Origin of the sequence: Exiguobacterium sp. R-17, from assembly GCF_049913315.1 — a bacterium.
Lineage (GTDB): Bacteria > Bacillota > Bacilli > Exiguobacteriales > Exiguobacteriaceae > Exiguobacterium_A.
The window spans coordinates 2,693,532-2,713,749 of the sequence record NZ_CP184372.1 but is presented as its reverse complement, the minus strand read 5'-3'; the positions used below and the strand labels follow the sequence as shown (position 1 = coordinate 2,713,749).

Genomic DNA, 20,218 nt, shown 5'->3' with positions numbered 1-20,218 from the left:
CTTCTATTATTTACCCGAATTATCGTCGAATTATTTGCAATAAAATTGCATATGGTAATGAAAAAACTTAATATAAAGAAAAAAGGAGGTAGGAATCGATGGGGCAAATCGAACGGCTGCAACAGATGCGGGAATGGATCAAGACGAGTCCTGAAATTTCGCTGGATCAACTGATGCAGGAGTATCAGATTTCACGAGATACCGCACGTCGTGACGTCATCGTCCTCGAACAAGAAGGGGAGATCATTCGTGTTAAGAATGGATTAGTCCGTGCTGGTGGGACGCTTGCATATGAACAGCGGACAGAGAAACCGGAAAAACGGCGGATCGGACAGCGCGCGGCGCGTCACGTCCAAGCGAACGATCGCTTATTGCTCGACGCTGCAACGACGGTATCTGAGATGGCACGGGCACTTCCACCGTATTCACTACAGGTCATCACGAACTCACTCGATATCGCCGATCACGTCGGAGCGCGGAGGGATATTGAGCTGTACGTCACGGGAGGGCGTTTCGACCGGCATGCGCGAAGCTTGAGTGGGATCAAGACGGCAGACGACATCCTGAATTATCAAGTCGATTGTGTTTTTCTTGGAGCATGTGGGTTGACGGAAGAAGGACTTTTTGCGGAACAACTCGAAGAAGCGGTCGTAAAGAAGGCGATGATTCGAAGTGCGAACCGTGTCATCGTCCTCGCAGACCATACGAAATTCAATAAGCGCTTTTTGCATAAGGTCTGTGATTGGGGACAAATCGATATGCTCGTCACCGATCAAGTACCAGACGCAACGTGGCAAGAACGATTAGATCATTATCATGTCGATCTCGACGTGACAGAGGAGGAAACAACATGAACCCGATTCAAACGACGCTCGTCGGATTCGGCTTTTCAGCGGTGACGTTCCACGTTCCGTTCTTACAAGCATTACCGGCATTTGAAGTGACACAAGTCGTCTCGAGTCGACCGGAGCAGGTGGCACAACATTTCAGTGAGGCGATAGTCGTCGCTACCCTTGCTGATGCGTTGCGAGATGAGAATACGGAACTTGTCGTCATCACGACACCAACGGCACTGCATTTCGAAATGGCAAAACAAGCGATCGAAGCAAAAAAGCACGTCTTACTCGAAAAGCCGGCCGTCGTGACGATCGAAGAAGCACTGGCGCTGCAAACGTTAGCAAAACAGCACGGGGTTCAAATCGCCGTCTATCAAAACCGTCGCTTTGACGGGGACTTCCTGACACTTGAACAATTGATGGAGATGAACGAAATTGGGGACTGGCAAGTCATTGAGTCACGCTTTGATCGCTATCGCCCAGTTGTTCGGGAGCGTTGGCGGGAACAAGCGGGTGATGGTGCCGGCATCCTGTTTGATCTCGGCTCACACTTACTCGATCAAGCACTTGCCTTGTTTGGAGAACCGGATGCTCTGACGGGCGATGTTTACCTGCAACGTGACGGTGCTGTTGTCGATGACGGTTTCCATGTCACGCTACATTACGGTACGCGGCGTGTCATTCTTCGCTCGGCATCCTTTATCCAAGGACCGACACCGCGTTTTGAGTTCCATGCGACACGCGGCAGTTACATTAAATATGGAATGGATCCACAAGAAGGACGGCTTGCGAAAGGTCATGCTGTCGATGGACAGCTCGGCGAAGATGAAGTGGACTCCTATGGCTATCTCCAGATCGCCGATCAGCCAGTTGAGCGCCTCGCGACACTTCCAGGCAGTTATGCGACGTTTTACGAACAGTTGGCGGAAGGACTTCGCGGTGGACGGGTACCTGTCGATTTACGCGACGCTGAAAAAACAATGCGCTTGATTGAAGCAGTGCGCATCAGCAGTGATGAAGGGCGATGCCTCTTACGAAAGGAATGGGATGCATGGAAGAATTGAAAGTGCTGCTTGCGGAAGAGGAAGAACTCGTCCTGACGTCACTGACGAATACGGAAGCGATCGGGATGGGGCATGAGTTGATCGGACGGGCGATGAAGAAAAACTTGTCGATTGCCGTTGAAATCAAACGGAATGGGCAGCGTTTATATTACGCGGCGCTCGATGGTACGGCACCGGATCAAGAAGAGTGGATTCGCCGGAAATCGAACGTCGTCTTGCGACATGGCTATAGCTCGCTGTACATGCGTCGGTATAATGAGAGCAAACATCGCTCGTATCATACGATGTATGCTGTTTCTCCAGCCGATTATGTCGATGCCGGTGGGTCGTTCCCGATCCGGATCGAAGGAGTCGGTGTCGTTGGTACGATCACCGTTTCCGGTCTATCGCAGGAAGCAGACCATCGTCTTGCGACGGAAGCGTTACGTTTACTTAAGAGACAACAGCTGGAACAGTGATATAGATTCATTCGATGTCCTTGCGATGTTCCATTCGCTTTCCTTGGGCGAGACACAAACTGGTCTCGGCTGCCACAGACAGCCGATCCGGGTCTTGTGTGTCTCTAATGAATCGTGCTTTTTTCTGTAAGAGTCGTGTGGAAGTCGGAAAGAACGAGAGGTCATATGAAACAATGAGTAAAAGATTCATACTTAAATCAAAACAGCATCTAAGTGGTGGTATTATCAAAATTGTCGTAGATACGGAAACAGGTGTAAATTACTTAATGACAAGTGGGATTGGCTTGAACGGAATGACACCGTTGTTAGACAAGGACGGTAAAGTCGTTATTGATAAGCCAATCGACTGAAAAAAGTGCAATTTTTTCTAGTATAAGTATCGCATCTACGAGGTCTCACTTATTCTGCTTTTCCTGAAGGAGTCTTCGTCTTGCACGTTCAACAACGAATCGTTCGACACGAAAAAACCGAAATGTTGAAGTAAATTCACTTCAGCATTTCGGTTTTTTCTGTTTCCTTGATGAATTCCGAGAAGTGGTAGGACTCCGTTGTTCACACGATTGCTACAGGAAAAAGCGCGTGAACGAATCGTGAGGGCAATCGTCATGATGCCATCGAATCAGATGAAGCCGATACGTCTTTGCGTGTGTTCCCGCGATAGACGAAGTAAAGCGCAGCTAACATCGCAAGCAAACCGAGTAGACGTTTTCCGTCGAGTGGGACGACGACGCCACCGAATGCACCGATGTGGTCAATGACCATACCTGCTGCGAGTTGACCGATGACGGTCGCGATACTAGCTGCCGTGACACCGATCTGCGGAACGGCAAGAATCGTCAGGAATAGATAACTGACGCCGAACAGGACAGCACTTAGTTGCCAACGAGGTGCTTCGAGCAAGAGTAGGACGTTTCCTTGTCCGAAGAAGAGGATGGCTAAAGCGAGAATCAGCATCCCCGTGAAGAAGGTCAGAAACGTACTTTCGAGAGCCCCTGCCTTTTGACTGAAGGCACCATTGATAGACGACTGTGCGCTCAGCATGACGCCACCGAGTAATGTAAAACCAAGTAATAGAATATTCACGAGCGAACCTCCTTAAAAGATAAGAAATAGGGCGACGAGCATCAGAGCAGAAGCCATCAGCTTGTCGCGATTGATGGGACGTTTCGGACTACCAAGCCAACCGTTATGTTCGATGACCATACTAGCGACCATTTGACCGAGAATGACACTGATCATGGCGAGACCGACACCGACGAGCGGGATGCTGATGATCAAGATCGTCAAGTAGATGCTACCGAGTAGACCACCGAGCAAGGTCCATTTCGGTGCGCGGAATGTATAGCCGAGTGAACCCTTTCCGAAGAAGAGGACGATCAATCCGATGATGATCGTACCGGCGAAGAAATTATAAAAGCTACTTTCGAGTTTTCCGACGAAGTTCCCGAGCTCACCATAGATGGCTCCTTCCACACTGAGAGCGATACCCGCAAGTAACGCGAGTGCGTAATACACGATTTTCAACAGAATTCATCCTTTCACGAATCTAAATATCGAGAAATGTCGATATGTAAGGCGAGGAGAACGAATCAAAGTTCTCCTTTGAGGTACGCTGCAAGCTCCTGGATTTTTTCTTCATTTCGCCGGTAATACGTCCATTTGCCGTGACGTTCGGATTCGAGCAATCCGACTTTTTGCAACATCGCAAGATATTGGGAGACGGTCGATTGAGATAAGTTCGCCTTCTCTTGGATATCTCCGACGCAAATGCCTCCCTTGTCCGACAAATTCGTCGCGAGATGGGCCGTCGGCTTATTGAAATGAGTCTCGGGATCCTTGAGCCAGCGTAAGATATCAAGACGTACCTCGTTCGATAATGCCTTGAATAGATCCACTTGATTTGTCATATGCTTAAACTAATCGATGATTCCCGATATGTCAATTCAAGAAACTTATGGTTGAACGAATCCATGCTTGAGAAGGCGATGTGTCACTTTAGTTGCTGTATACGGCTCAAAACCGAATTGTTCATAAAAGATACTGGCATCGTCCGTATAGAGCCAGAGCTCGGAATACGTCAAAAGTGCTTCCGGGATGATTTTCTCAAGTAGTTGCGTACCAACACCGTGGTGTCGTATTTCTGGTAAGACATAGACATGACGAATCCGACCGACGTCGTTCGTGCCGGTTTGTTTCATATACCCCCCGCACGCGATGACGTGTCCGGAAAGAGATAAAGCGACAAACAGTGCCTCACCATCCTCTTGGAACGTTTCGTTTCGCCGTTCGCGTAGCATCCGTTCGATGAAGGGATAGCCTTCCTGTGTACTCTTTGATAAAATTGGTAACCAGTTGAAGGCATCAAAATCGTTGACCCGTTCGATTGTCATCTCCATCTGTCATTCCTCCTTCTTCTCTCTTGGATATTCCTTTTTCGGGAGCGGGAAAAACACAAATCGAGAATCAATTCGAGCTTTTTTTAAATAGAGACTGGATTTTTAAAAGCCATTTTGCGTATAATGAGAAGTAATGGATTGAACGCAAATGAAAGGAAGTGGCCGTCACAATGAGCCTCAGCCGTTTAAGTAAAGAAGAGATTATTGATCTTTCGCTGATCGAATTCGTCAATGAAATGTTGCAAGAAGCTGGCGAACAGCCAATCACGTTCGATGACATCACGTCAGAAATCGAAAAGTACCATACGTTTACAGATGAAGAAGACAAGTTCGAGAAACTTGCTCAACTCTATACAGACATGAACATCGACGGAAACTTCGTTAACGTCGGAGCGAACCGTTGGTCACTCCGCGCTTGGTATCCGTTTGATAAGTCGGATGAGGATCTCGTCATCGAAGCGCGTCAACGTGGAGAACTCGATGAGTTTGAAGAAGAGTTCAACTATGATGCAGAAGAAGATGAGTTCGAGACGATCGAAGACGATCTCGATACATTCGCGAAGACAGCAGACTATGATTCAGCTGACGACAGCGAAGACGATGATACGTTCAAAAAAGTCGCAGCCATCGATGAACTCGATGACGATCTCGACGAAGAAGACTTAGAAGACTTCGAAGAAGAAGAGGAAGTCTAAGCACGATCAACCACAACTGTACAGCTGCTATTTCCCTATAGAAATGGCAGTTTTTTCGTTGACGGCTGACGAACGAGCGCGAAAATTTTTCTCTGAAAAATTAGGCTTGACGAAGTTTTCCGAATGACGTAAGTTAGTCATGGGCTTCTTTAAGCAACGTGCTTATTTCAGCAAAAGTGTCTCCTATTATGGGGGCACTTTTGCTTTTTTGTTTTTACCACCTCTGTTTTGTTGAGATGTGAATTAGAGAAGGGAGCAATATTTAACATGACAAAGTATATTTTCGTAACAGGTGGCGTCGTATCGTCACTCGGTAAAGGGATCACCGCTGCATCGCTCGCTCGTCTCTTGAAAAACCGTGGCCTTAACGTCACGATCCAAAAATTTGACCCGTACATCAACATCGACCCGGGTACAATGAGCCCGTACCAACACGGGGAAGTTTTCGTCACAGATGATGGCGCAGAGACGGACCTTGACCTTGGTCACTACGAGCGCTTCATCGACATCAACTTGAGCCAGAACGCAAACGTCACGTCTGGTCGTATTTACTCGACGATCCTCAAGAAGGAACGCCGTGGAGACTACAACGGTGGAACAGTCCAAGTCATTCCGCACATCACGAACGAAATCAAAGACCGTGTCTTCCGTGCTGGAAAAGAAACGGGCGCAGACGTCGTCATCACGGAGATTGGTGGAACAGTAGGGGATATTGAGTCGCTTCCGTTCATCGAAGCCATTCGCCAAGTGAAAAACGATATCGGAAAAGAAAACGTCATGTACGTCCACTGTACGCTTGTTCCGTATCTTGCAGCAGCAGGTGAGCTCAAGACGAAACCGACACAACACAGTGTCAAAGAACTCCGTAGCTATGGTATCCAGCCAGACATCATCGTCTTACGTGCAGAGCACCCAGTCCCACAAGAGATGAAAGATAAAATCGCTCTCTTCTGTGACACACGTCCGGAAGCAGTCATCGAAGCACAAGATGCATCGACGCTCTACGAAGTACCGCTCAACTTGCAACGTCAAGGCATGGACCAACTCGTCTGTGACTACTTCAAGTTCGACACACCAGTTGCTGACATGACGGCTTGGAAACAACTCGTCCACACAGTGACGCACCTCGAGAAGACGACGAAGATCGCACTCGTCGGGAAATACGTCGAATTGCGTGATGCGTACATCTCAGTTGCAGAAGCACTGAAACACGCTGGATTCGCCTTCAACAGTGATATCGAAATCGACTGGATCAACGCAGAAGACGTGACGCGCGAAAACGTCAACGAATTGCTCGGTTCAGCAGACGGAATCCTCGTTCCTGGTGGATTTGGAGAACGCGGAATCGAAGGGAAAATCGAAGCGACACGTTTTGCACGTGAAAACAACGTACCGTTCTTCGGTATCTGTCTCGGTATGCAACTCGCGACAGTTGAATTCGCACGTAACGTACTCAATCTTGAAGGCGCACACTCAGCGGAAATCGACCCAGCGACACCATACCCAATCATTGACTTGTTGCCAGAACAAAAAGACATCGAGGATCTCGGTGGTACACTCCGTCTCGGACTTTACCCATGTAAACTCGAAGATGGAACGAAAGCACGTGCCGCGTATTCAAGCGAGCTCGTCTACGAACGTCACCGTCACCGTTATGAGTTCGGTAACGAATTCCGTGAGCAGTTCGAAGCGAACGGCATGGTCTTCTCAGGTACGAGCCCAGACGGTCGTCTCGTTGAGATCATCGAGATTCCAGAACACAAATGGTTCGTCGCGTGTCAGTTCCACCCAGAATTGATCTCGCGTCCCGAACGTCCACAAGCACTCTTCCATGACTTCATCCAAGCTTCACTTGGTGAATGAAAAGAAAGATAATCAAAGACGCGGTAACCTTCAGCATCTTGAAGTTTACCGCGTCTTTTTTGATTAATTATATTCAGAACTACATATTATAGAAGAAAAGTGTTAATCCCACTCTTCCGTCATCTCTTGTAGTTGCGTCAAGATATGTGTCAAGAGGAACGCGCAAAGGGCAAGACTCGGCAGTCCGTGACGTGAACCGTCCTCTGCCGGAAGCAATCCTTTATTAAACTTCAATGCGAGCGGTGCAATCGAACGCTCGAGCGTTTCTGTCACGTCACTGAGTGTGACGATCGCATAAGGCGTATGCCATGCGTCATAGCGGGCAAGAGAAGCGAGAAGGTCGGAGCGTTCCGTATCTGGCGTAAAGATTAAGACGCGATCGACAGCGTGCAGTGTCTTTCGATCCTTGATTTTCGTAACCCGTTTCATCTGATCCGGACCTTCTGAGAGCATTGGATAGAGTCCTTCACATTCACCGTAAGCGTCGACGTAGACCGTGCCTTCTCCGACGAGCGCCTGTGCGAGCAGACGGACGACATCGAATAGTTCGTCTTCCTGTTTTGCGAGCGTTTGCAATTTTCCGTTGAATTGTGTAGCTAAGATTTTCATCATTTTTCTTCATCCTTTCTGTATTTCTCTCAAGGACAGTATAAAGCAAGTTTTGCTTTAGTGTAGAATGGAAATAACTAGAGGGGGAGTGGCAGAGATGAAAGGCAGATTGTTGATCGTCGAGGATGAGCCGGGAATCCGGAACTTACTTGCACAATTGTTCCGGACAGAAGGGTATGAAACGGACGTCGCCGTCGATGGAGAGGAAGCGATCGTCTATTTACAAGAAGCGGCATATGATTTGCTGTTGATGGATGTCAACATGCCGGGGCGGACCGGGATCGAGGTTTTACGTCATCAGGACCGGATCGGACGACGTGTCCGGACGATTTTAATGACGGCACTCGGTGAAAAAGAAGCGATGGAAGAAGCGAAACGATTAGGGGTCGTCGCCTTCTTCGGGAAGCCATTTGACATCTTCGAATTAAAAAAAGAAGTGACTGTGCAAATTTCTCACGATGTAAGCGGTTAATCCTTCACGTCGCCGTCACAAACCAAAAAACCAAGCGAAATGCTGTACGTTCCGATGAATCAGTATGTTATAATCAGTCTGAAATTGCACGAGTTCGTGTAAGCAGCGATCAAAACAGAGGAGGATGTCATTATGCCATTAGTATCTATGACAGACATGTTAAACAAAGCTCTCGAAGGTAAGTATGCAGTAGGTCAATTCAACATCAACAACCTCGAGTGGACACAAGCGATTCTCGGTGCGGCTCAAGAAGAGCAGTCACCAGTTATCCTTGGAGTATCTGAAGGTGCAGCACGCCACATGGGCGGATTCTACACTGTCGTGAAAATGGTTGAAGGTCTCGTACACGACATGAAAGTAACAGTTCCAGTCGCAATCCACCTCGACCACGGTTCGAGCGTTGAAAAATGTAAAGAAGCGATCGACGCTGGATTTACATCTGTCATGATCGATGATTCGCACAGCCCGATCGACACAAACATCGAAACAACTAAAGCAGTCGTTGAATACGCTCACGCTAAAGGCGTTTCAGTTGAAGCGGAAGTTGGTACAGTTGGTGGACAAGAAGACGACGTCATCGGTGATGTCATGTACGCGAAACTTGACGAGTGTGTACGCATCGTTAAAGAAACTGGAATCGACACGCTTGCTCCTGCACTCGGTTCTGTTCACGGACCATACAAAGGTGAACCAAACCTCGGATTCAAAGAGATGGAAGAAATCCGTGACGCTACAAACCTCCCACTCGTTCTTCACGGTGGAACTGGAATTCCGACACACGATATCGAAAAAGCGATCTCACTCGGAACTTCAAAAATCAACGTTAACACAGAGAACCAAATCTCATTCGCGAAAGTCGTTCGTGAAGTGTTGGCTGAGAAACCAGAAGCATATGACCCACGCGTATTCATCGCACCAGGTCGTGAAGCAATCAAACAAACTGTCATCGGTAAGATGCGTGAGTTCGGTTCAAGCAACAAAGCTTAATCGACTCCTCTTTAAAGTGCGGTAGACTTCGGTCTACCGTGCTTTTTTCATATCATATGAACGTGTATTCGATGGAAAACAGTAGGACTTCTCGTGAAAAAAACCTATAATAGAGTCGTAAGCGATTTCAAGGGATGAAAGGGGAACGAGAAAGATGAGATTTTTCATTGACACAGCAAACGTAGAGGACATCAAGAAAGCACATAAAATGGGGATTTTAGATGGTGTCACGACGAATCCATCGCTCGTCGCTAAGGAGGGCGTCGATTTCCATACAAGACTTCGTGAAATCTGTGAAATCGTCGGAGATGTCTCTGTCAGCGCTGAAGTCATCGCGCTTGATGCAGAAGGAATGATTCGCGAAGGGAAGGAACTTGCCCAGATCGCACCGAACATTACGGTTAAGGTTCCAATGACTCCGGCCGGACTCGAAGCGGTCGCAGCACTTTCAAAAGAGAAGATCACGACGAACGTCACATTGATCTTCAATCCGAACCAAGCATTACTCGCAGCCCGTGCTGGTGCGACATACGTATCACCATTCCTCGGTCGTCTAGATGACATCGGTCAAGATGGAATGGGCCTCGTCGAGACGATTGCTCAAATTTTCGTCGTACATGATATTCCGACACAAATCATTGCGGCATCGGTCCGGAACCCGGTTCACGTGACGAACGCTGCACTTGCGGGCGCAGACATCGCGACGATTCCATTCTCGGTCATCGAGTCACTCACACACCACCCACTCACGACGCAAGGAATTGAAAAGTTCCTCGCGGACTGGGAAAAAACGCAGCAATAATCGTAGCGAAGAGAAAGGTTGATGGAACGTGGACATTTTGCATATCGTAGGGCAACAACGCCTAGAAGGAACCGTATCAATCAGTGGTTCGAAGCAAAGCGCCATTCCGTGTCTTGCTGCAGCTCTACTGACGGATCAGACGGTCATTCTAGAAGGCGTGCCGGAAATTGGCGACGTCGCGACAATGATCGAGATTTTAGAGACGCTCGGCACGGTCGTGACACGTCAAGGCGATATGGTGACGATTGATCCAAGTCGGGTTGAATCGATGCCGTTAACTGGTGCGGAGACGCGCAAGTTACGCGGATCGATCTACCTTATGAGCGTTCTGGCGGCCAGATTCAAACAAGGAGTCGTCGGTCTGCCTGGGGGTTATGACATCGGACCACGACCGATTGATTTACACATCAAAGCACTGGAGCGTCTCGGTGTTTCCGTACGTAACGAGCAGGGCGTCCATTACATGCGCGTTGACCGTCTCGTCGGAAACCGAATCTATCTCGATCTTCCGTCATTCGGAGCGACGATCAGTGCTTTACTCGTCGCTGTCTTCGCTGAAGGAACGACTGTCATCGAAAACGCTGCCTATGATCCAGAAGTCATCGACGTCAGTACGATGCTGACGAACATGGGAGCAAATGTCAAAGGGGCAGGAACGGATGAGATTCGAATCAAAGGTGTCTCACGCCTGAGTGGTTGCCGGCATACCTTGATTCCAGACCGGATGGAAGCAGGAACGTTTTTGACGATGGGCGCGGCACTTGGGCGCGTCACCGTCGATAACGTCATTCCGCTCCATCTCGAGAGCGTTATTCAAAAACTCGAGCGGTATGGTGCGTTGATCGAAGTGACAGATGATTCCGTCACGGCGACATTCCAGGAGGCGAAGCCGGTCGATATTCGTGTCTTCCACTACGGTGGATTCCCAAGCGATCTACAACCTGTCATCTCGGCAGCGTTGTTGCAAGCGAAAGGAGCGAGTATCGTTGTCGATAAGTTGTACCCGCAACGTTTCCGACATGTACAGGAGTTGCGGCGCTTAAACGCCCGAATCACGCATGAAGACGCTTCGATCATCATTCGTGGTGGCGAATCCTTACTCGGTACGGAAATCGAGGCACCAGATCCACGCGGTGGCGCAGCACTTGTCTTGGCGGGACTTCTCGCTTCAGGGGAGACGACATTGCACCACGCAGAAGTGCTTGACCAGAGTTACGAACGATTTGATCAGAAGTTGAAGGAACTAGGCGCCCTCGTATGGCGTGAAACGATTTGACCGATTTGTAACAAGGGAGAGGGGACATACACATGGAGAGAAGTCTATCAATGGAACTTGTACGCGTCACGGAGGCGGCAGCACTTGCCTCTGCACGCTGGATGGGAAAAGGATTGAAGAATGAAGCGGATGATGCGGCAACAAGCGCGATGCGTGATGTCTTCGATACGATTCCGATGAAAGGAACCGTCGTCATCGGGGAAGGCGAGATGGATGAAGCACCGATGCTTTACATTGGAGAAAAGCTAGGAAATGGGTATGGACCACGACTTGACGTCGCTGTCGATCCGCTCGAAGGAACGAATATCGTCGCAAAAGGAACATGGGGCGCACTTGCTGTCCTCGCTGTTGCGGATGCGGGAGATTTACTCCATGCACCGGACATGTACATGGATAAGATTGCAGTTGGTCCAGAAGCAGCAGGACACATCAGTCTGGATGCGACGATTGAAGAAAACATCGCAGCCGTCGCAAAGGCGAAGAACAAGGAAATCGAAGACGTCGTCGTCTCGATCCTTGATCGCGAACGTCATGAAGAAATCATTCAACGGATTCGGGCAACAGGGGCACGGATTCGCTTGATTGGTGACGGTGACGTTGCTGGTGCAATCAACACGGCGTTCCCGCATACAGGGATTGATATCTTGCTCGGTTCAGGTGGCGCACCGGAAGGCGTTCTTGCTGCCGTTGCCTTGAAGTGTCTCGGTGGAGAGCTCCAAGGGCGCTTATTACCAGCAGACGATGCCGAGATCGAACGTTGTAAGAAGATGGGTATCGAAGATCCATCGAAGATTCTCATGATGGACGATCTCGTCGCAGGAGACGACTGTATCTTCGCTGCGACAGGGGTCACGGACAGTGAGTTGATGAAAGGTGTCCAGTTCACGGCACAAGGCGGTCAGACACACTCTGTCGTCATGCGTGCGAAATCCGGAACGGTTCGTTTCGTTGAAGGCATTCACTCGTTTAAGAAAAAACCGAAGCTTGTCATTAAGTAAAAGAGACGGACTCATACGTGAGGACTTGATTGATAAAAAAGAGTTGGTGTTTCGGATAATTTCCGAAACACCAACTCTTTTTGCTATGTTTCTAGGAATCAAGACGTTCATCCTCAATTCCTAGAGGAAAAGGAAACGTGCTAACGTTTTCCGCTTCGTTAAATCGTATGGGAAGATTGCAGTACCTCCAAATCGCTCGACATGAAATTTCGTTTTGAAGAGCATTGCCTCACGTTTGACGAGCAAGATGTGATCTCCTGATCGTGCAGATAAGCGAATTCACGACTAAGACCTCTTGAAGCACCTGTGATGAAGACATGCATCCTATTTCCTTCTTATGAATTGAATGAGATGAAAAGAAGCGATCGAGCCAATGCTCAACCGCTTTGAGATGATGAATTAAAGGTAAGATCCTGCGCCGACAAGACGTGAACCCCAGTACCCTGATTTGAAGCTTGAGTATTTAACGCCACCTGTTTCTGAGTTAACCATGCTTGACTTACTTGTTGCGATCCCGACGTGTTGAATGCCGCTACCGTGTGAGAAGAAGACAAGATCTCCTGGTTGTACGCTTGAAACACTGACTTTCTTAGAAGAAGAATATTGTGAAGAAGACGTACGTGGCAATGTTTTACCAGCCGCTTTCTTGTAAACGTAGCTTGTGAAACCAGAGCAGTCGAATCCACGAGTCGTTGTTCCGCCCCATACGTATGGTGTACCTTTATGTTTTGCTGCTTCGTTCAGGATTTTCGTCCGTTTAGAAGATGTGCTTGTTGATTTTTTAGCGCTTGAAGATGATTTGTATGTCTTTGTGTATTGTGAGAAGACATAACGTGTTTTACCGCCGTATGAGATTTTTGTCCAGCTGCCTGATTTGCCTTTGTATGTAAAGACTTGACCAGCGTTGACTTTCCCGACGATGCTTGCTTTCGTAGAAGGAGCTGTCCGAACACGAAGACCGTTGTCCGTGATCTTGACTTTCGTGACTGTTGCTGCTTCAACTTTACCTGTACCCACTGATGTAAAACCTGAAACCACTAAGGCTGCTGTCGCGATCGATGCTAGAAAACGTTTCATGTTAAGAATTCCTCCGTTTTAATGTAGTGTGTTGCGTCCGTAAGTTATATGATGAAATCATTAAGTGTGTAATTAAGCAGTGAACCTTACAACTGTGTAAGAATTTTGTCTGCAGGAATATCTTAGCATGTGCGCCCTTAAAAACGTTTTTTCAGTTAGAAGACAAAATAGATGCTTTTGTAACATAACTGAAATAATATCCTTGAATATTACAAAGTAAGAAACGCAAAGGATTGTTGACGACGAATTTAAAAAAATATGATACCTTTAGTTCACGAAAGAAATTACATACCTCCTGATGTATGTATGGAAGTATGCTGAATGCAGTTGAATTTATAAAGAATAGGTGAAAAACATGCCAACAACTGATAAAAAAGATAAACCTGAACGTTCCTATACTTTGGCTCAATTGAGCCAGCTGACATTAAAAGAATTATATGAAATCGCAAAGACGAAGAATGTCCCGCAATATCGGGAAGCCCGTAAGCGTGAGTTGATGTTCAAGATTCTAAAAGCACAGGCGGAATCAACAGGTCTTTATTTCCTCGAAGGGGTACTTGAAGTCATCCCTGGTAATCCACAAATGCAAAACGATGGTGGCTTCGGCTTCCTTCGCCCTATCAATTATTCCCAATCCTCTGAAGATATCTATATCGCCGCTTCTCAAATCCGACGCTTCAATCTACGTAATGGTGATGTCGTCACAGGTAAAGTACGCCCACCGAAGGAAAACGAACGTTTCCAAGGGTTACTTAGTGTGGAAGCCGTCAACGGCGAAGCACCGGATACAGCGCGTAACCGTTTGTTCTTCCCGGCGCTGACACCGATCTATCCGGATCGTTTAATGCGTCTTGAGACAGAGCCACGTCATTTATCGGTTCGTGTCATGGATATGATTGCACCAGTTGGGTTTGGACAACGCGGTTTGATCGTCGCACCACCAAAAGCAGGGAAGACGTCACTCCTCAAAGAAATCGCGAACTCGATTCAAGAGAATCATCCGGATGTCGAGCTGATCATTCTATTGATCGATGAGCGACCAGAGGAAGTAACTGACATCGAGCGTTCAGTTCCGGGAGCAGACGTCGTCAGTTCAACGTTCGACGAAACACCGGACAACCATGTGCGGATTTCTGAACTTGTCCTTGAACGGGCGATGCGACTTGTCGAACATAAAAAAGATGTCGTCATCTTGATGGATTCGATCACGCGTTTGACTCGTGCGTATAACTTAACAGTGCCGCAAAGCGGACGGACGCTTTCAGGGGGGATTGACCCAGCAGCGTTCCACAAACCAAAACGGTTCTTTGGTGCGGCGCGAAACATCGAACATGGTGGCAGTTTGACGATTCTTGCGACGGCGCTCGTCGAGACGGGATCCCGCATGGATGACGTCATCTATGAGGAATTCAAAGGAACAGGAAACATGGAGCTACATCTCGATCGTAAGCTGTCGGAACGCCGAATCTTCCCGGCAATCGACATTCGCAAATCAGGTACGCGGAAGGAAGAACTCTTGCTTCCGAAAGAGCAACTCGATGCGCTCTGGACGATTCGTCGGACGATGAACGAGTCGAACGAGTTCGTCGATACGTTCCTGCGTAAGATTCGCGACACGAAAAATAATGAAGAATTTTTTGCTGAACTTGAGAAAGAAAAGAAGAAGACGGTCCGACGTGCACCTGCTAAACCGCGTACCGTCAAGAAGGAAGCAACGACGGAAAAATAACTATTGCGACGCGTAAAAAAATCGTTTAGTATAGGAAGGTAACTTACTCTGGCTCAGCAAATGGACCAGGGCGGAAGGAGAGAAATCAACCATGAAACAAGGAATTCACCCTAACTACAACAAAGTAGTATTTATGGATTCAACGACTGAGTACAAATTCTTAAGCGGTTCTACTCGTTCTTCGAACGAAACGATCACTTGGGAAGATGGTAACGAGTACCCACTCATCCGTGTGGATGTGTCTTCAGACTCGCACCCATTCTACACAGGTCGTCAAAAGTTCAACGCGGCAGATGGTCGTGTCGATCGCTTCAACAAAAAATACGGCCGCAAGTAATTACTTGCCGGTTCTTAAAAAACAGCCTGCCTCCATTACGGAAGCAGGCTGTTTTTGTATAGGCTAAATTGCGAACGGTACGTAAGGTACGTCTTTAAGACGAACGAGAAAGCAATCCCGCCGACGATCCCGATCAAGTACGGCATAGCATCTGGATGTGCCAAGATGTAGTCGACGACTTTATGGAACGAGATATGACGACCAACAAAGTAGCCGGCGCCCAAGAACACACTGACCCAAATCAAAGCACCTGTATACGCGTAACTCGCAAAAATGCGAAACGGCATTTTTGAAACACCTGCAAAAAAGGCAGAGAGTTGGCGAAGACCAGGTATGTAGTAACCGATGATCAAGACCGATTTGCCGTAACGACGAAATCCGGCTTCAGCGGAGAGAATGTGTTTTTCTGAGATGCGCATCTTTGGTCCGACGCGATGCAACAGGGGCATGCCGAGTTTTAAGCCCAGCACGTAGCTAATCGTCATTCCAATGCAACTGCCAGCGTAAGCGGCAAGAATCGTACCGAACAGCGGTAGATTGCCTTGATGCATCCAAAAACCGGACAGGACGAGCAAGGTCTCATCAGGAACCGGCAATCCCACGATACCACCTGCGAGAAGGACGGAAAGACCAAGGGCGCCATATTGGTGCAGAATGTCATGTAAGAGATGATGAATCGGGGACACCTTCTTTCGCGAGAATCTTCTTCTTTAGTGTACAGGAAATGGATGAAGGTTGGAATGAAAGGACAAAAATTCTAGGTAAAGAAAAAATGAATTTTGATTTCCGGAAGTCAACCCTTTTTCTCAATACCGTTTCGAGCTATACTCGTTAAAGTGACTATTTTTAGAGGACGGTGTCGGACGATGATGCATGTAATAAATCAGTACGGCTGGATCGAAGTAATTTGTGGCAGTATGTTTTCCGGGAAATCGGAAGAGTTGATTCGTCGTGTCAGACGGGCACAGTACGGCAAACTGCCCGTTCAAGTATTCAAGCCGGCAATCGATGACCGGTACCATGAAGAGCATGTCGTCTCTCACATCGGAAATTCCGTCGTGGCGATTCCAATGGCGACGAGTCGTGATCTCTATGCAGCAGTAGCGGAAGAAACACAAATTGTCGGAATTGATGAAGTTCAATTCTTTGATGATGAGATCGTTCAAGTCATCGAAGCACTTGCGCAAGACGGAAAACGCGTCATTTGTGCAGGACTCGATCAGGATTTCCGGGCAGAGCCATTTGGCAAGATGCCGGAATTACTGGCGCGCGCAGAATTTGTGACGAAACTTCAGGCGATCTGTCTCTCATGTGGCGATCCGGCTTCCCGGACACAACGTTTGATTGATGGAAAACCAGCGAACTATGATGATCCGATCATTTTAGTCGGCGCTTCAGAATCGTATGAGCCACGGTGCCGCCACTGCCATGAAGTGCCAGGAAAGCCGAAGCCGCTCCAAACGATGCAGCACCAAAAAGGATAAACAAAAAAGACGAACCGATGATGGTCGTCCTTTGATGTAACAGCTGTTCGCTTCTAAGTGAAGACGAATAGCTGTTTTTTTATTATCCCGTTTCCTGTGAGAAACGACTCGAGCGTTCGATGAAACGAATCGTCTCACGCACGATTAAATCCTGATCATGATCGAGGGTCGCGACGTGGTACGAGTTGAGGAGACAGTAGATTCGTTTATCATTCGTCCCGATATGCTGATGCAGGTAATCCGAGCTCGACGGCGGAACGACGTGATCGGTTGCCGAGTAAAGAATCAATGTCGGTAGAAGGATCGATCCAAGGCGTCCTTTCGTCTCATCCATCAAGCGGACGAGTTCGAATGCACAACGACTCGGAACGAGGTCATAGATGATTTCGAAAGCAGACCGTTTGATATCCGGTGCCCCTTCTGGTAAGTACTGTGGACCATCTTCAAACGACAATGCTTCATAAGACGGAACGGAGAGAGCGGCATTGATCGTAATGATGCCTGAAAATGGAATCCCGTCAGCGGCGAGCGATAGTGCGAGCGTCGCGCCCATCGATTGACCGATGACGAAGACTTGATCGCATGTTTCTTGTAAACGTGCATAGCCGTCTTGCAGGCTCTGCTTCCAACATCGAGCAGTCGATTGTTCGAACTCACGGACGTTCGTCCCGTGACCACGCAAACGTGGAGCATAGACAGTGAATCCTTTAGCAGCAAATGCCTCACCGACGTCCCGAACACTTTGCGGGGTCGCATTAAAACCATGACAGATTAAAATGCCGATCGGTCCACCTTGAAGATAAAATGCTTCAGCACCAGTCAATACAGGATAGTTCATCATTACTATTTTTCCTCCATTCGTGAAAAAAAACTCGTCAACGTCACTGCTTGGACGCCCACGAGTTTTTCACCGTATCATCCAAAGCCGCGCTTTGCTGGTCGGAGCACCTTACAGATTGCAGGTTGCCGTGAAGTCATAGAGCCAGGTCTCTCGTTCACTCTTGATAAATATCATATTGGAATTGTCGGATTAATCATTGAAACGATGGTAGCACGACCGAAAATGCCTTGTCAAATCGTTCTGGACGAATCGTGATTTGTTCTTTCAGCTAACTCATAACTTATGACTCAATCGATATGCGACAAATGGATTATTTTTGCAAAGTTGGTTGACTTTTAAAGGTTCGACCCGTAATGTAAAAATTAGTTTTACGACATAAGCAACAACGCAACAACACACATACGAATTTCATACCGCAATACTTATCCAGAGAGGTGGAGGGACTGGCCCTACGAAACCTCGGCAACAGACTCATTATGAGCACTGTGCCAATTCCATCAGACAGATGTCTGAGAGATGAGTGGAGTGGATTCTGCCACTGTGCGGATCCAGGTCTCTTCTTGTTTCTCAAGAAGGGACCTTTTTTGTTGAATGAAGGGGGAAAACGGAATGATTGCATTTCATCAAGTCAAAAAAACGTACATCACGAAGGATCAGACGATCGCAGCACTCGACGGTGTCGACCTGACGATCGAAAAAGGCGAAATCTTCGGTGTCATCGGCTTTAGCGGTGCTGGGAAAAGTTCATTGCTCCGCTGCGTCAACCTATTAGAACGACCGACGTCAGGAACAGTGACGGTCGACGGGGAAGATTTAACAAAACTATCACCAAAAAAATTACGCCAAGCGAAACAGCGGATCGGGATGATCTTTCAACACTTCAATCTATTGAATGCAAACACGGTCTTTACGAACGTTGCGAAACCACTCGTTCTCGCAGGTGTCAAGAAAGACGAGATTCGTCGCCGGGTGACGGAGTTACTCGAATTCGTCGATCTCGCAGACAAGGCGGATCATTATCCGGATCAATTATCCGGCGGACAAAAGCAACGTGTCGGCATCGCCCGGGCACTAGCGACGCAACCATCCGTCCTCTTATGTGACGAAGCGACGTCAGCACTCGATCCTCAGACGACACATCATATTCTCCAGTTATTAAAACGCATCAATGCGGAATACGGGATCACCATTCTCTTGATCACCCATGAGATGGGCGTCATCCGTGAGATTTGTGACCGGGTCGCCGTCATCGAAGCTGGGAAGCTGATCGAGTCAGGAACAGTCTTTGATGTCTTTTCGAATCCGCAGACCGAGACAGCGAAAAACTTCGTCCGCTCCGTCATGCATGATGAAATTCCGGCATCAATTCGTCAGTTGATCGAGTCACGGAATGCGCATCCGATCTATAAGATTCATTTTCTCGGACACCACACCGGACAACCACTCTTGTCGCAAGTCGCAAAACGCTTCGACGTCGATGTCAACATCCTGCACGGTAGCATCACGGAGTTACAGGAAACACCGTTCGGTACATTACTTGTTGAACTGATCGGTGAAACGATCGAAGTAAAACGGGCCTTACAGTACATCGATCAGGCACAGGTGACCGTCGAGGAGGTGCTTGCTGATGCTAGTTAACTACAGTGATATCTGGACAGCATTTTTGCAGACGATGACGATGGTGTCAGTGTCGTTATTATTTTCGACTTTGATCGGTTTACCACTCGGCATCCTGCTCGTCGTCACCCGGAAAGGGGCATTGCTCGAGAACGTCCCGCTGTTCACATTCTTCAACAGTATCGTCAATATCTTCCGTTCAATTCCGTTCATCATCTTACTTGTTGCGATCATCCCGTTGACACGGTTGATCGTCCAGACGTCGATCGGAACCGAAGCCGCAATCGTCCCGCTCGTCTTTTACGCCGCACCGTACATGGCGCGTCTGATCGAGAGCTCGTTACTTGAAGTCGATAAAGGCGTCCTTGAGGCAGCAGAAGCGATGGGGGCGACACCGTTTCAAACGATTTTCCGCTTCCTCTTACCGGAAGCACTCGGTTCACTAATCCTTAATTTAACGATTGCAACAGTCGGCTTGATCGGGGCGTCGGCGATGGCAGGCGCCATCGGTGGTGGCGGTTTGGGTGACTTAGCAATTACGTACGGTTATCAACGGTTCGACACGAAAGTCATGATCATCACGGTCGGGATTCTCGTTATCTTAGTCCAAGGCTTACAGACGACAGGCAACATCGTCGCACGAAAAATCAGAAGACATTAATCAAGGGAGCGATTCA

The 20,218-nt window shown here is 48.1% G+C and carries 24 protein-coding genes and 2 riboswitches; of the genes, 16 read left to right on the top strand and 8 right to left on the bottom strand.

Annotated elements, in window-relative coordinates; genetic code table 11:
* Positions 1-98 precede the first annotated feature (98 nt).
* From ACN9MT_RS14190 to ACN9MT_RS14175, 4 genes are read left to right on the top strand one after another with little or no spacing between them, the layout of a single operon-like run.
* Complete coding sequence (locus tag ACN9MT_RS14190; protein ID WP_426272457.1) at positions 99-854, top strand: DeoR/GlpR family DNA-binding transcription regulator; 756 nt, start codon at positions 99-101, stop codon at positions 852-854.
* Positions 851-1,900, top strand: coding sequence for a Gfo/Idh/MocA family oxidoreductase (locus ACN9MT_RS14185; RefSeq protein WP_426272456.1), 1,050 nt, complete (start codon positions 851-853; stop codon positions 1,898-1,900). Before ACN9MT_RS14190 ends, ACN9MT_RS14185 begins: the two co-directional genes overlap by 4 nt.
* The gene (locus ACN9MT_RS14180; RefSeq protein WP_035410746.1) at positions 1,888-2,358 is read left to right on the top strand and encodes a heme-degrading domain-containing protein; all 471 of its coding nucleotides are present in this window, start codon (positions 1,888-1,890) and stop codon (positions 2,356-2,358) included. Before ACN9MT_RS14185 ends, ACN9MT_RS14180 begins: the two co-directional genes overlap by 13 nt.
* Positions 2,359-2,372: 14 nt before the next feature.
* A complete protein-coding gene (locus ACN9MT_RS14175; protein ID WP_426272455.1) occupies positions 2,373-2,708 on the top strand; it encodes a DUF6440 family protein in 336 nt (111 codons plus the stop codon).
* Positions 2,709-2,961: 253 nt separating this feature from the next.
* On the opposite strand, the gene ACN9MT_RS14170 is transcribed toward ACN9MT_RS14175, so the two are convergent.
* The 4 genes from ACN9MT_RS14170 to ACN9MT_RS14155 all read right to left on the bottom strand — a co-directional run bounded on the left by ACN9MT_RS14170 (position 2,962) and on the right by ACN9MT_RS14155 (position 4,754).
* Positions 2,962-3,441 (bottom strand): DMT family transporter, encoded by a 480-nt coding sequence (locus ACN9MT_RS14170; RefSeq protein WP_035395771.1) that lies wholly within the window; start codon positions 3,439-3,441, stop codon positions 2,962-2,964.
* A gap of 12 nt (positions 3,442-3,453) precedes the next feature.
* Positions 3,454-3,882 (bottom strand): DMT family transporter, encoded by a 429-nt coding sequence (locus tag ACN9MT_RS14165; RefSeq protein ID WP_290756349.1) that lies wholly within the window; start codon positions 3,880-3,882, stop codon positions 3,454-3,456.
* A gap of 65 nt (positions 3,883-3,947) precedes the next feature.
* The gene (locus tag ACN9MT_RS14160) at positions 3,948-4,265 is read right to left on the bottom strand and encodes an ArsR/SmtB family transcription factor (RefSeq protein ID WP_023469564.1); all 318 of its coding nucleotides are present in this window, start codon (positions 4,263-4,265) and stop codon (positions 3,948-3,950) included.
* 45 nt (positions 4,266-4,310) lie between these two features.
* On the bottom strand, positions 4,311-4,754 hold the full coding sequence (locus ACN9MT_RS14155) for a GNAT family N-acetyltransferase (RefSeq protein ID WP_426272454.1): 444 nt from the start codon (positions 4,752-4,754) through the stop codon (positions 4,311-4,313).
* Between the two features lie 170 nt (positions 4,755-4,924).
* On the opposite strand from ACN9MT_RS14155, the gene rpoE reads away from it, so the two are divergent.
* Both rpoE and ACN9MT_RS14145 read left to right on the top strand, forming a co-directional pair.
* On the top strand, positions 4,925-5,449 hold the full coding sequence (gene rpoE / locus ACN9MT_RS14150; protein WP_426272453.1) for a DNA-directed RNA polymerase subunit delta: 525 nt from the start codon (positions 4,925-4,927) through the stop codon (positions 5,447-5,449).
* A 267-nt stretch (positions 5,450-5,716) separates the two neighbouring features.
* Positions 5,717-7,312, top strand: coding sequence for a CTP synthase (locus ACN9MT_RS14145; RefSeq protein ID WP_047394418.1), 1,596 nt, complete (start codon positions 5,717-5,719; stop codon positions 7,310-7,312).
* 102 nt (positions 7,313-7,414) lie between these two features.
* Here the strand turns inward: ACN9MT_RS14145 and ACN9MT_RS14140 are convergent, their stop codons facing one another.
* Positions 7,415-7,924 (bottom strand): DUF2529 family protein, encoded by a 510-nt coding sequence (locus tag ACN9MT_RS14140; RefSeq protein ID WP_035395788.1) that lies wholly within the window; start codon positions 7,922-7,924, stop codon positions 7,415-7,417.
* A 94-nt stretch (positions 7,925-8,018) separates the two neighbouring features.
* On the opposite strand from ACN9MT_RS14140, the gene ACN9MT_RS14135 reads away from it, so the two are divergent.
* The 5 genes from ACN9MT_RS14135 (at position 8,019) to glpX (ending at position 12,456) form a co-directional block, all read left to right on the top strand.
* On the top strand, positions 8,019-8,393 hold the full coding sequence (locus ACN9MT_RS14135; protein ID WP_035410731.1) for a response regulator: 375 nt from the start codon (positions 8,019-8,021) through the stop codon (positions 8,391-8,393).
* A gap of 132 nt (positions 8,394-8,525) precedes the next feature.
* Positions 8,526-9,380 carry a class II fructose-1,6-bisphosphate aldolase gene (gene fba, locus ACN9MT_RS14130; RefSeq protein WP_035410728.1) on the top strand — a complete coding sequence of 285 codons (855 nt, stop codon included), beginning with the start codon at positions 8,526-8,528 and terminating at the stop codon, positions 9,378-9,380.
* Between the two features lie 154 nt (positions 9,381-9,534).
* Complete coding sequence (gene fsa, locus ACN9MT_RS14125; protein WP_023469552.1) at positions 9,535-10,182, top strand: fructose-6-phosphate aldolase; 648 nt, start codon at positions 9,535-9,537, stop codon at positions 10,180-10,182.
* Between the two features lie 28 nt (positions 10,183-10,210).
* Entirely contained in the window at positions 10,211-11,458 is a 1,248-nt protein-coding gene (murA, locus tag ACN9MT_RS14120) for a UDP-N-acetylglucosamine 1-carboxyvinyltransferase (RefSeq protein ID WP_290772808.1), read from the top strand.
* 32 nt (positions 11,459-11,490) lie between these two features.
* A complete protein-coding gene (gene glpX, locus ACN9MT_RS14115; RefSeq protein WP_035410722.1) occupies positions 11,491-12,456 on the top strand; it encodes a class II fructose-bisphosphatase in 966 nt (321 codons plus the stop codon).
* A gap of 399 nt (positions 12,457-12,855) precedes the next feature.
* Here the strand turns inward: glpX and ACN9MT_RS14110 are convergent, their stop codons facing one another.
* Entirely contained in the window at positions 12,856-13,533 is a 678-nt protein-coding gene (locus ACN9MT_RS14110) for a C40 family peptidase (RefSeq protein ID WP_035410719.1), read from the bottom strand.
* A gap of 355 nt (positions 13,534-13,888) precedes the next feature.
* Here ACN9MT_RS14110 and rho point away from each other — a divergent pair, with 355 nt between their 5' ends.
* Together rho and ACN9MT_RS14100 are read left to right on the top strand one after the other, a co-directional pair.
* Positions 13,889-15,262, top strand: coding sequence for a transcription termination factor Rho (gene rho, locus ACN9MT_RS14105; RefSeq protein WP_056064138.1), 1,374 nt, complete (start codon positions 13,889-13,891; stop codon positions 15,260-15,262).
* 91 nt (positions 15,263-15,353) lie between these two features.
* Positions 15,354-15,599 (top strand): type B 50S ribosomal protein L31, encoded by a 246-nt coding sequence (locus tag ACN9MT_RS14100; protein WP_023469546.1) that lies wholly within the window; start codon positions 15,354-15,356, stop codon positions 15,597-15,599.
* A 35-nt stretch (positions 15,600-15,634) separates the two neighbouring features.
* Here ACN9MT_RS14100 and ACN9MT_RS14095 read toward each other — a convergent pair whose 3' ends face one another.
* Positions 15,635-16,285, bottom strand: a complete 651-nt coding sequence (locus tag ACN9MT_RS14095) for a DedA family protein (RefSeq protein ID WP_052019115.1) — start codon at positions 16,283-16,285, stop codon at positions 15,635-15,637.
* A 183-nt stretch (positions 16,286-16,468) separates the two neighbouring features.
* On the opposite strand from ACN9MT_RS14095, the gene ACN9MT_RS14090 reads away from it, so the two are divergent.
* A complete protein-coding gene (locus tag ACN9MT_RS14090; protein WP_035410895.1) occupies positions 16,469-17,083 on the top strand; it encodes a thymidine kinase in 615 nt (204 codons plus the stop codon).
* 82 nt (positions 17,084-17,165) lie between these two features.
* Here the strand turns inward: ACN9MT_RS14090 and ACN9MT_RS14085 are convergent, their stop codons facing one another.
* On the bottom strand, positions 17,166-17,924 hold the full coding sequence (locus ACN9MT_RS14085; protein WP_290753029.1) for an alpha/beta hydrolase: 759 nt from the start codon (positions 17,922-17,924) through the stop codon (positions 17,166-17,168).
* A gap of 68 nt (positions 17,925-17,992) precedes the next feature.
* Positions 17,993-18,094: riboswitch (SAM riboswitch) on the bottom strand.
* 249 nt (positions 18,095-18,343) lie between these two features.
* A riboswitch (SAM riboswitch) is annotated at positions 18,344-18,447 on the top strand.
* A gap of 86 nt (positions 18,448-18,533) precedes the next feature.
* Between ACN9MT_RS14085 and ACN9MT_RS14080 the strand changes: the two genes are divergently transcribed.
* Both ACN9MT_RS14080 and ACN9MT_RS14075 read left to right on the top strand, forming a co-directional pair.
* Positions 18,534-19,562: a methionine ABC transporter ATP-binding protein gene (locus ACN9MT_RS14080; RefSeq protein WP_426272452.1), complete on the top strand. Its 1,029-nt coding sequence runs from the start codon at positions 18,534-18,536 to the stop codon at positions 19,560-19,562.
* Positions 19,552-20,202 (top strand): methionine ABC transporter permease, encoded by a 651-nt coding sequence (locus tag ACN9MT_RS14075; protein ID WP_023469541.1) that lies wholly within the window; start codon positions 19,552-19,554, stop codon positions 20,200-20,202. The genes ACN9MT_RS14080 and ACN9MT_RS14075 overlap by 11 nt, the downstream gene beginning before the upstream one ends.
* Positions 20,203-20,218 lie beyond the last annotated feature (16 nt).

Bases quoted from the DNA above. Each gene is read 5' to 3' on its own strand.
- ACN9MT_RS14190 (WP_426272457.1), top strand. From the start codon at position 99: ATGGGGCAAATCGAACGGCTGCAACAGATGCGGGAATGGATCAAGACG.
- ACN9MT_RS14185 (WP_426272456.1), top strand. From the start codon at position 851: ATGAACCCGATTCAAACGACGCTCGTCGGATTCGGCTTTTCAGCGGTG.
- ACN9MT_RS14180 (WP_035410746.1), top strand. From the start codon at position 1,888: ATGGAAGAATTGAAAGTGCTGCTTGCGGAAGAGGAAGAACTCGTCCTG.
- ACN9MT_RS14175 (WP_426272455.1), top strand. From the start codon at position 2,373: ATGTCCTTGCGATGTTCCATTCGCTTTCCTTGGGCGAGACACAAACTG.
- ACN9MT_RS14160 (WP_023469564.1), bottom strand. From the start codon at position 4,265: ATGACAAATCAAGTGGATCTATTCAAGGCATTATCGAACGAGGTACGT.
- ACN9MT_RS14155 (WP_426272454.1), bottom strand. From the start codon at position 4,754: ATGGAGATGACAATCGAACGGGTCAACGATTTTGATGCCTTCAACTGG.
- rpoE (WP_426272453.1), top strand. From the start codon at position 4,925: ATGAGCCTCAGCCGTTTAAGTAAAGAAGAGATTATTGATCTTTCGCTG.
- ACN9MT_RS14145 (WP_047394418.1), top strand. From the start codon at position 5,717: ATGACAAAGTATATTTTCGTAACAGGTGGCGTCGTATCGTCACTCGGT.
- ACN9MT_RS14140 (WP_035395788.1), bottom strand. From the start codon at position 7,924: ATGATGAAAATCTTAGCTACACAATTCAACGGAAAATTGCAAACGCTC.
- ACN9MT_RS14135 (WP_035410731.1), top strand. From the start codon at position 8,019: ATGAAAGGCAGATTGTTGATCGTCGAGGATGAGCCGGGAATCCGGAAC.
- fba (WP_035410728.1), top strand. From the start codon at position 8,526: ATGCCATTAGTATCTATGACAGACATGTTAAACAAAGCTCTCGAAGGT.
- fsa (WP_023469552.1), top strand. From the start codon at position 9,535: ATGAGATTTTTCATTGACACAGCAAACGTAGAGGACATCAAGAAAGCA.
- glpX (WP_035410722.1), top strand. From the start codon at position 11,491: ATGGAGAGAAGTCTATCAATGGAACTTGTACGCGTCACGGAGGCGGCA.
- ACN9MT_RS14110 (WP_035410719.1), bottom strand. From the start codon at position 13,533: ATGAAACGTTTTCTAGCATCGATCGCGACAGCAGCCTTAGTGGTTTCA.
- rho (WP_056064138.1), top strand. From the start codon at position 13,889: ATGCCAACAACTGATAAAAAAGATAAACCTGAACGTTCCTATACTTTG.
- ACN9MT_RS14100 (WP_023469546.1), top strand. From the start codon at position 15,354: ATGAAACAAGGAATTCACCCTAACTACAACAAAGTAGTATTTATGGAT.
- ACN9MT_RS14090 (WP_035410895.1), top strand. From the start codon at position 16,469: ATGCATGTAATAAATCAGTACGGCTGGATCGAAGTAATTTGTGGCAGT.
- ACN9MT_RS14085 (WP_290753029.1), bottom strand. From the start codon at position 17,924: ATGATGAACTATCCTGTATTGACTGGTGCTGAAGCATTTTATCTTCAA.
- ACN9MT_RS14080 (WP_426272452.1), top strand. From the start codon at position 18,534: ATGATTGCATTTCATCAAGTCAAAAAAACGTACATCACGAAGGATCAG.
- ACN9MT_RS14075 (WP_023469541.1), top strand. From the start codon at position 19,552: ATGCTAGTTAACTACAGTGATATCTGGACAGCATTTTTGCAGACGATG.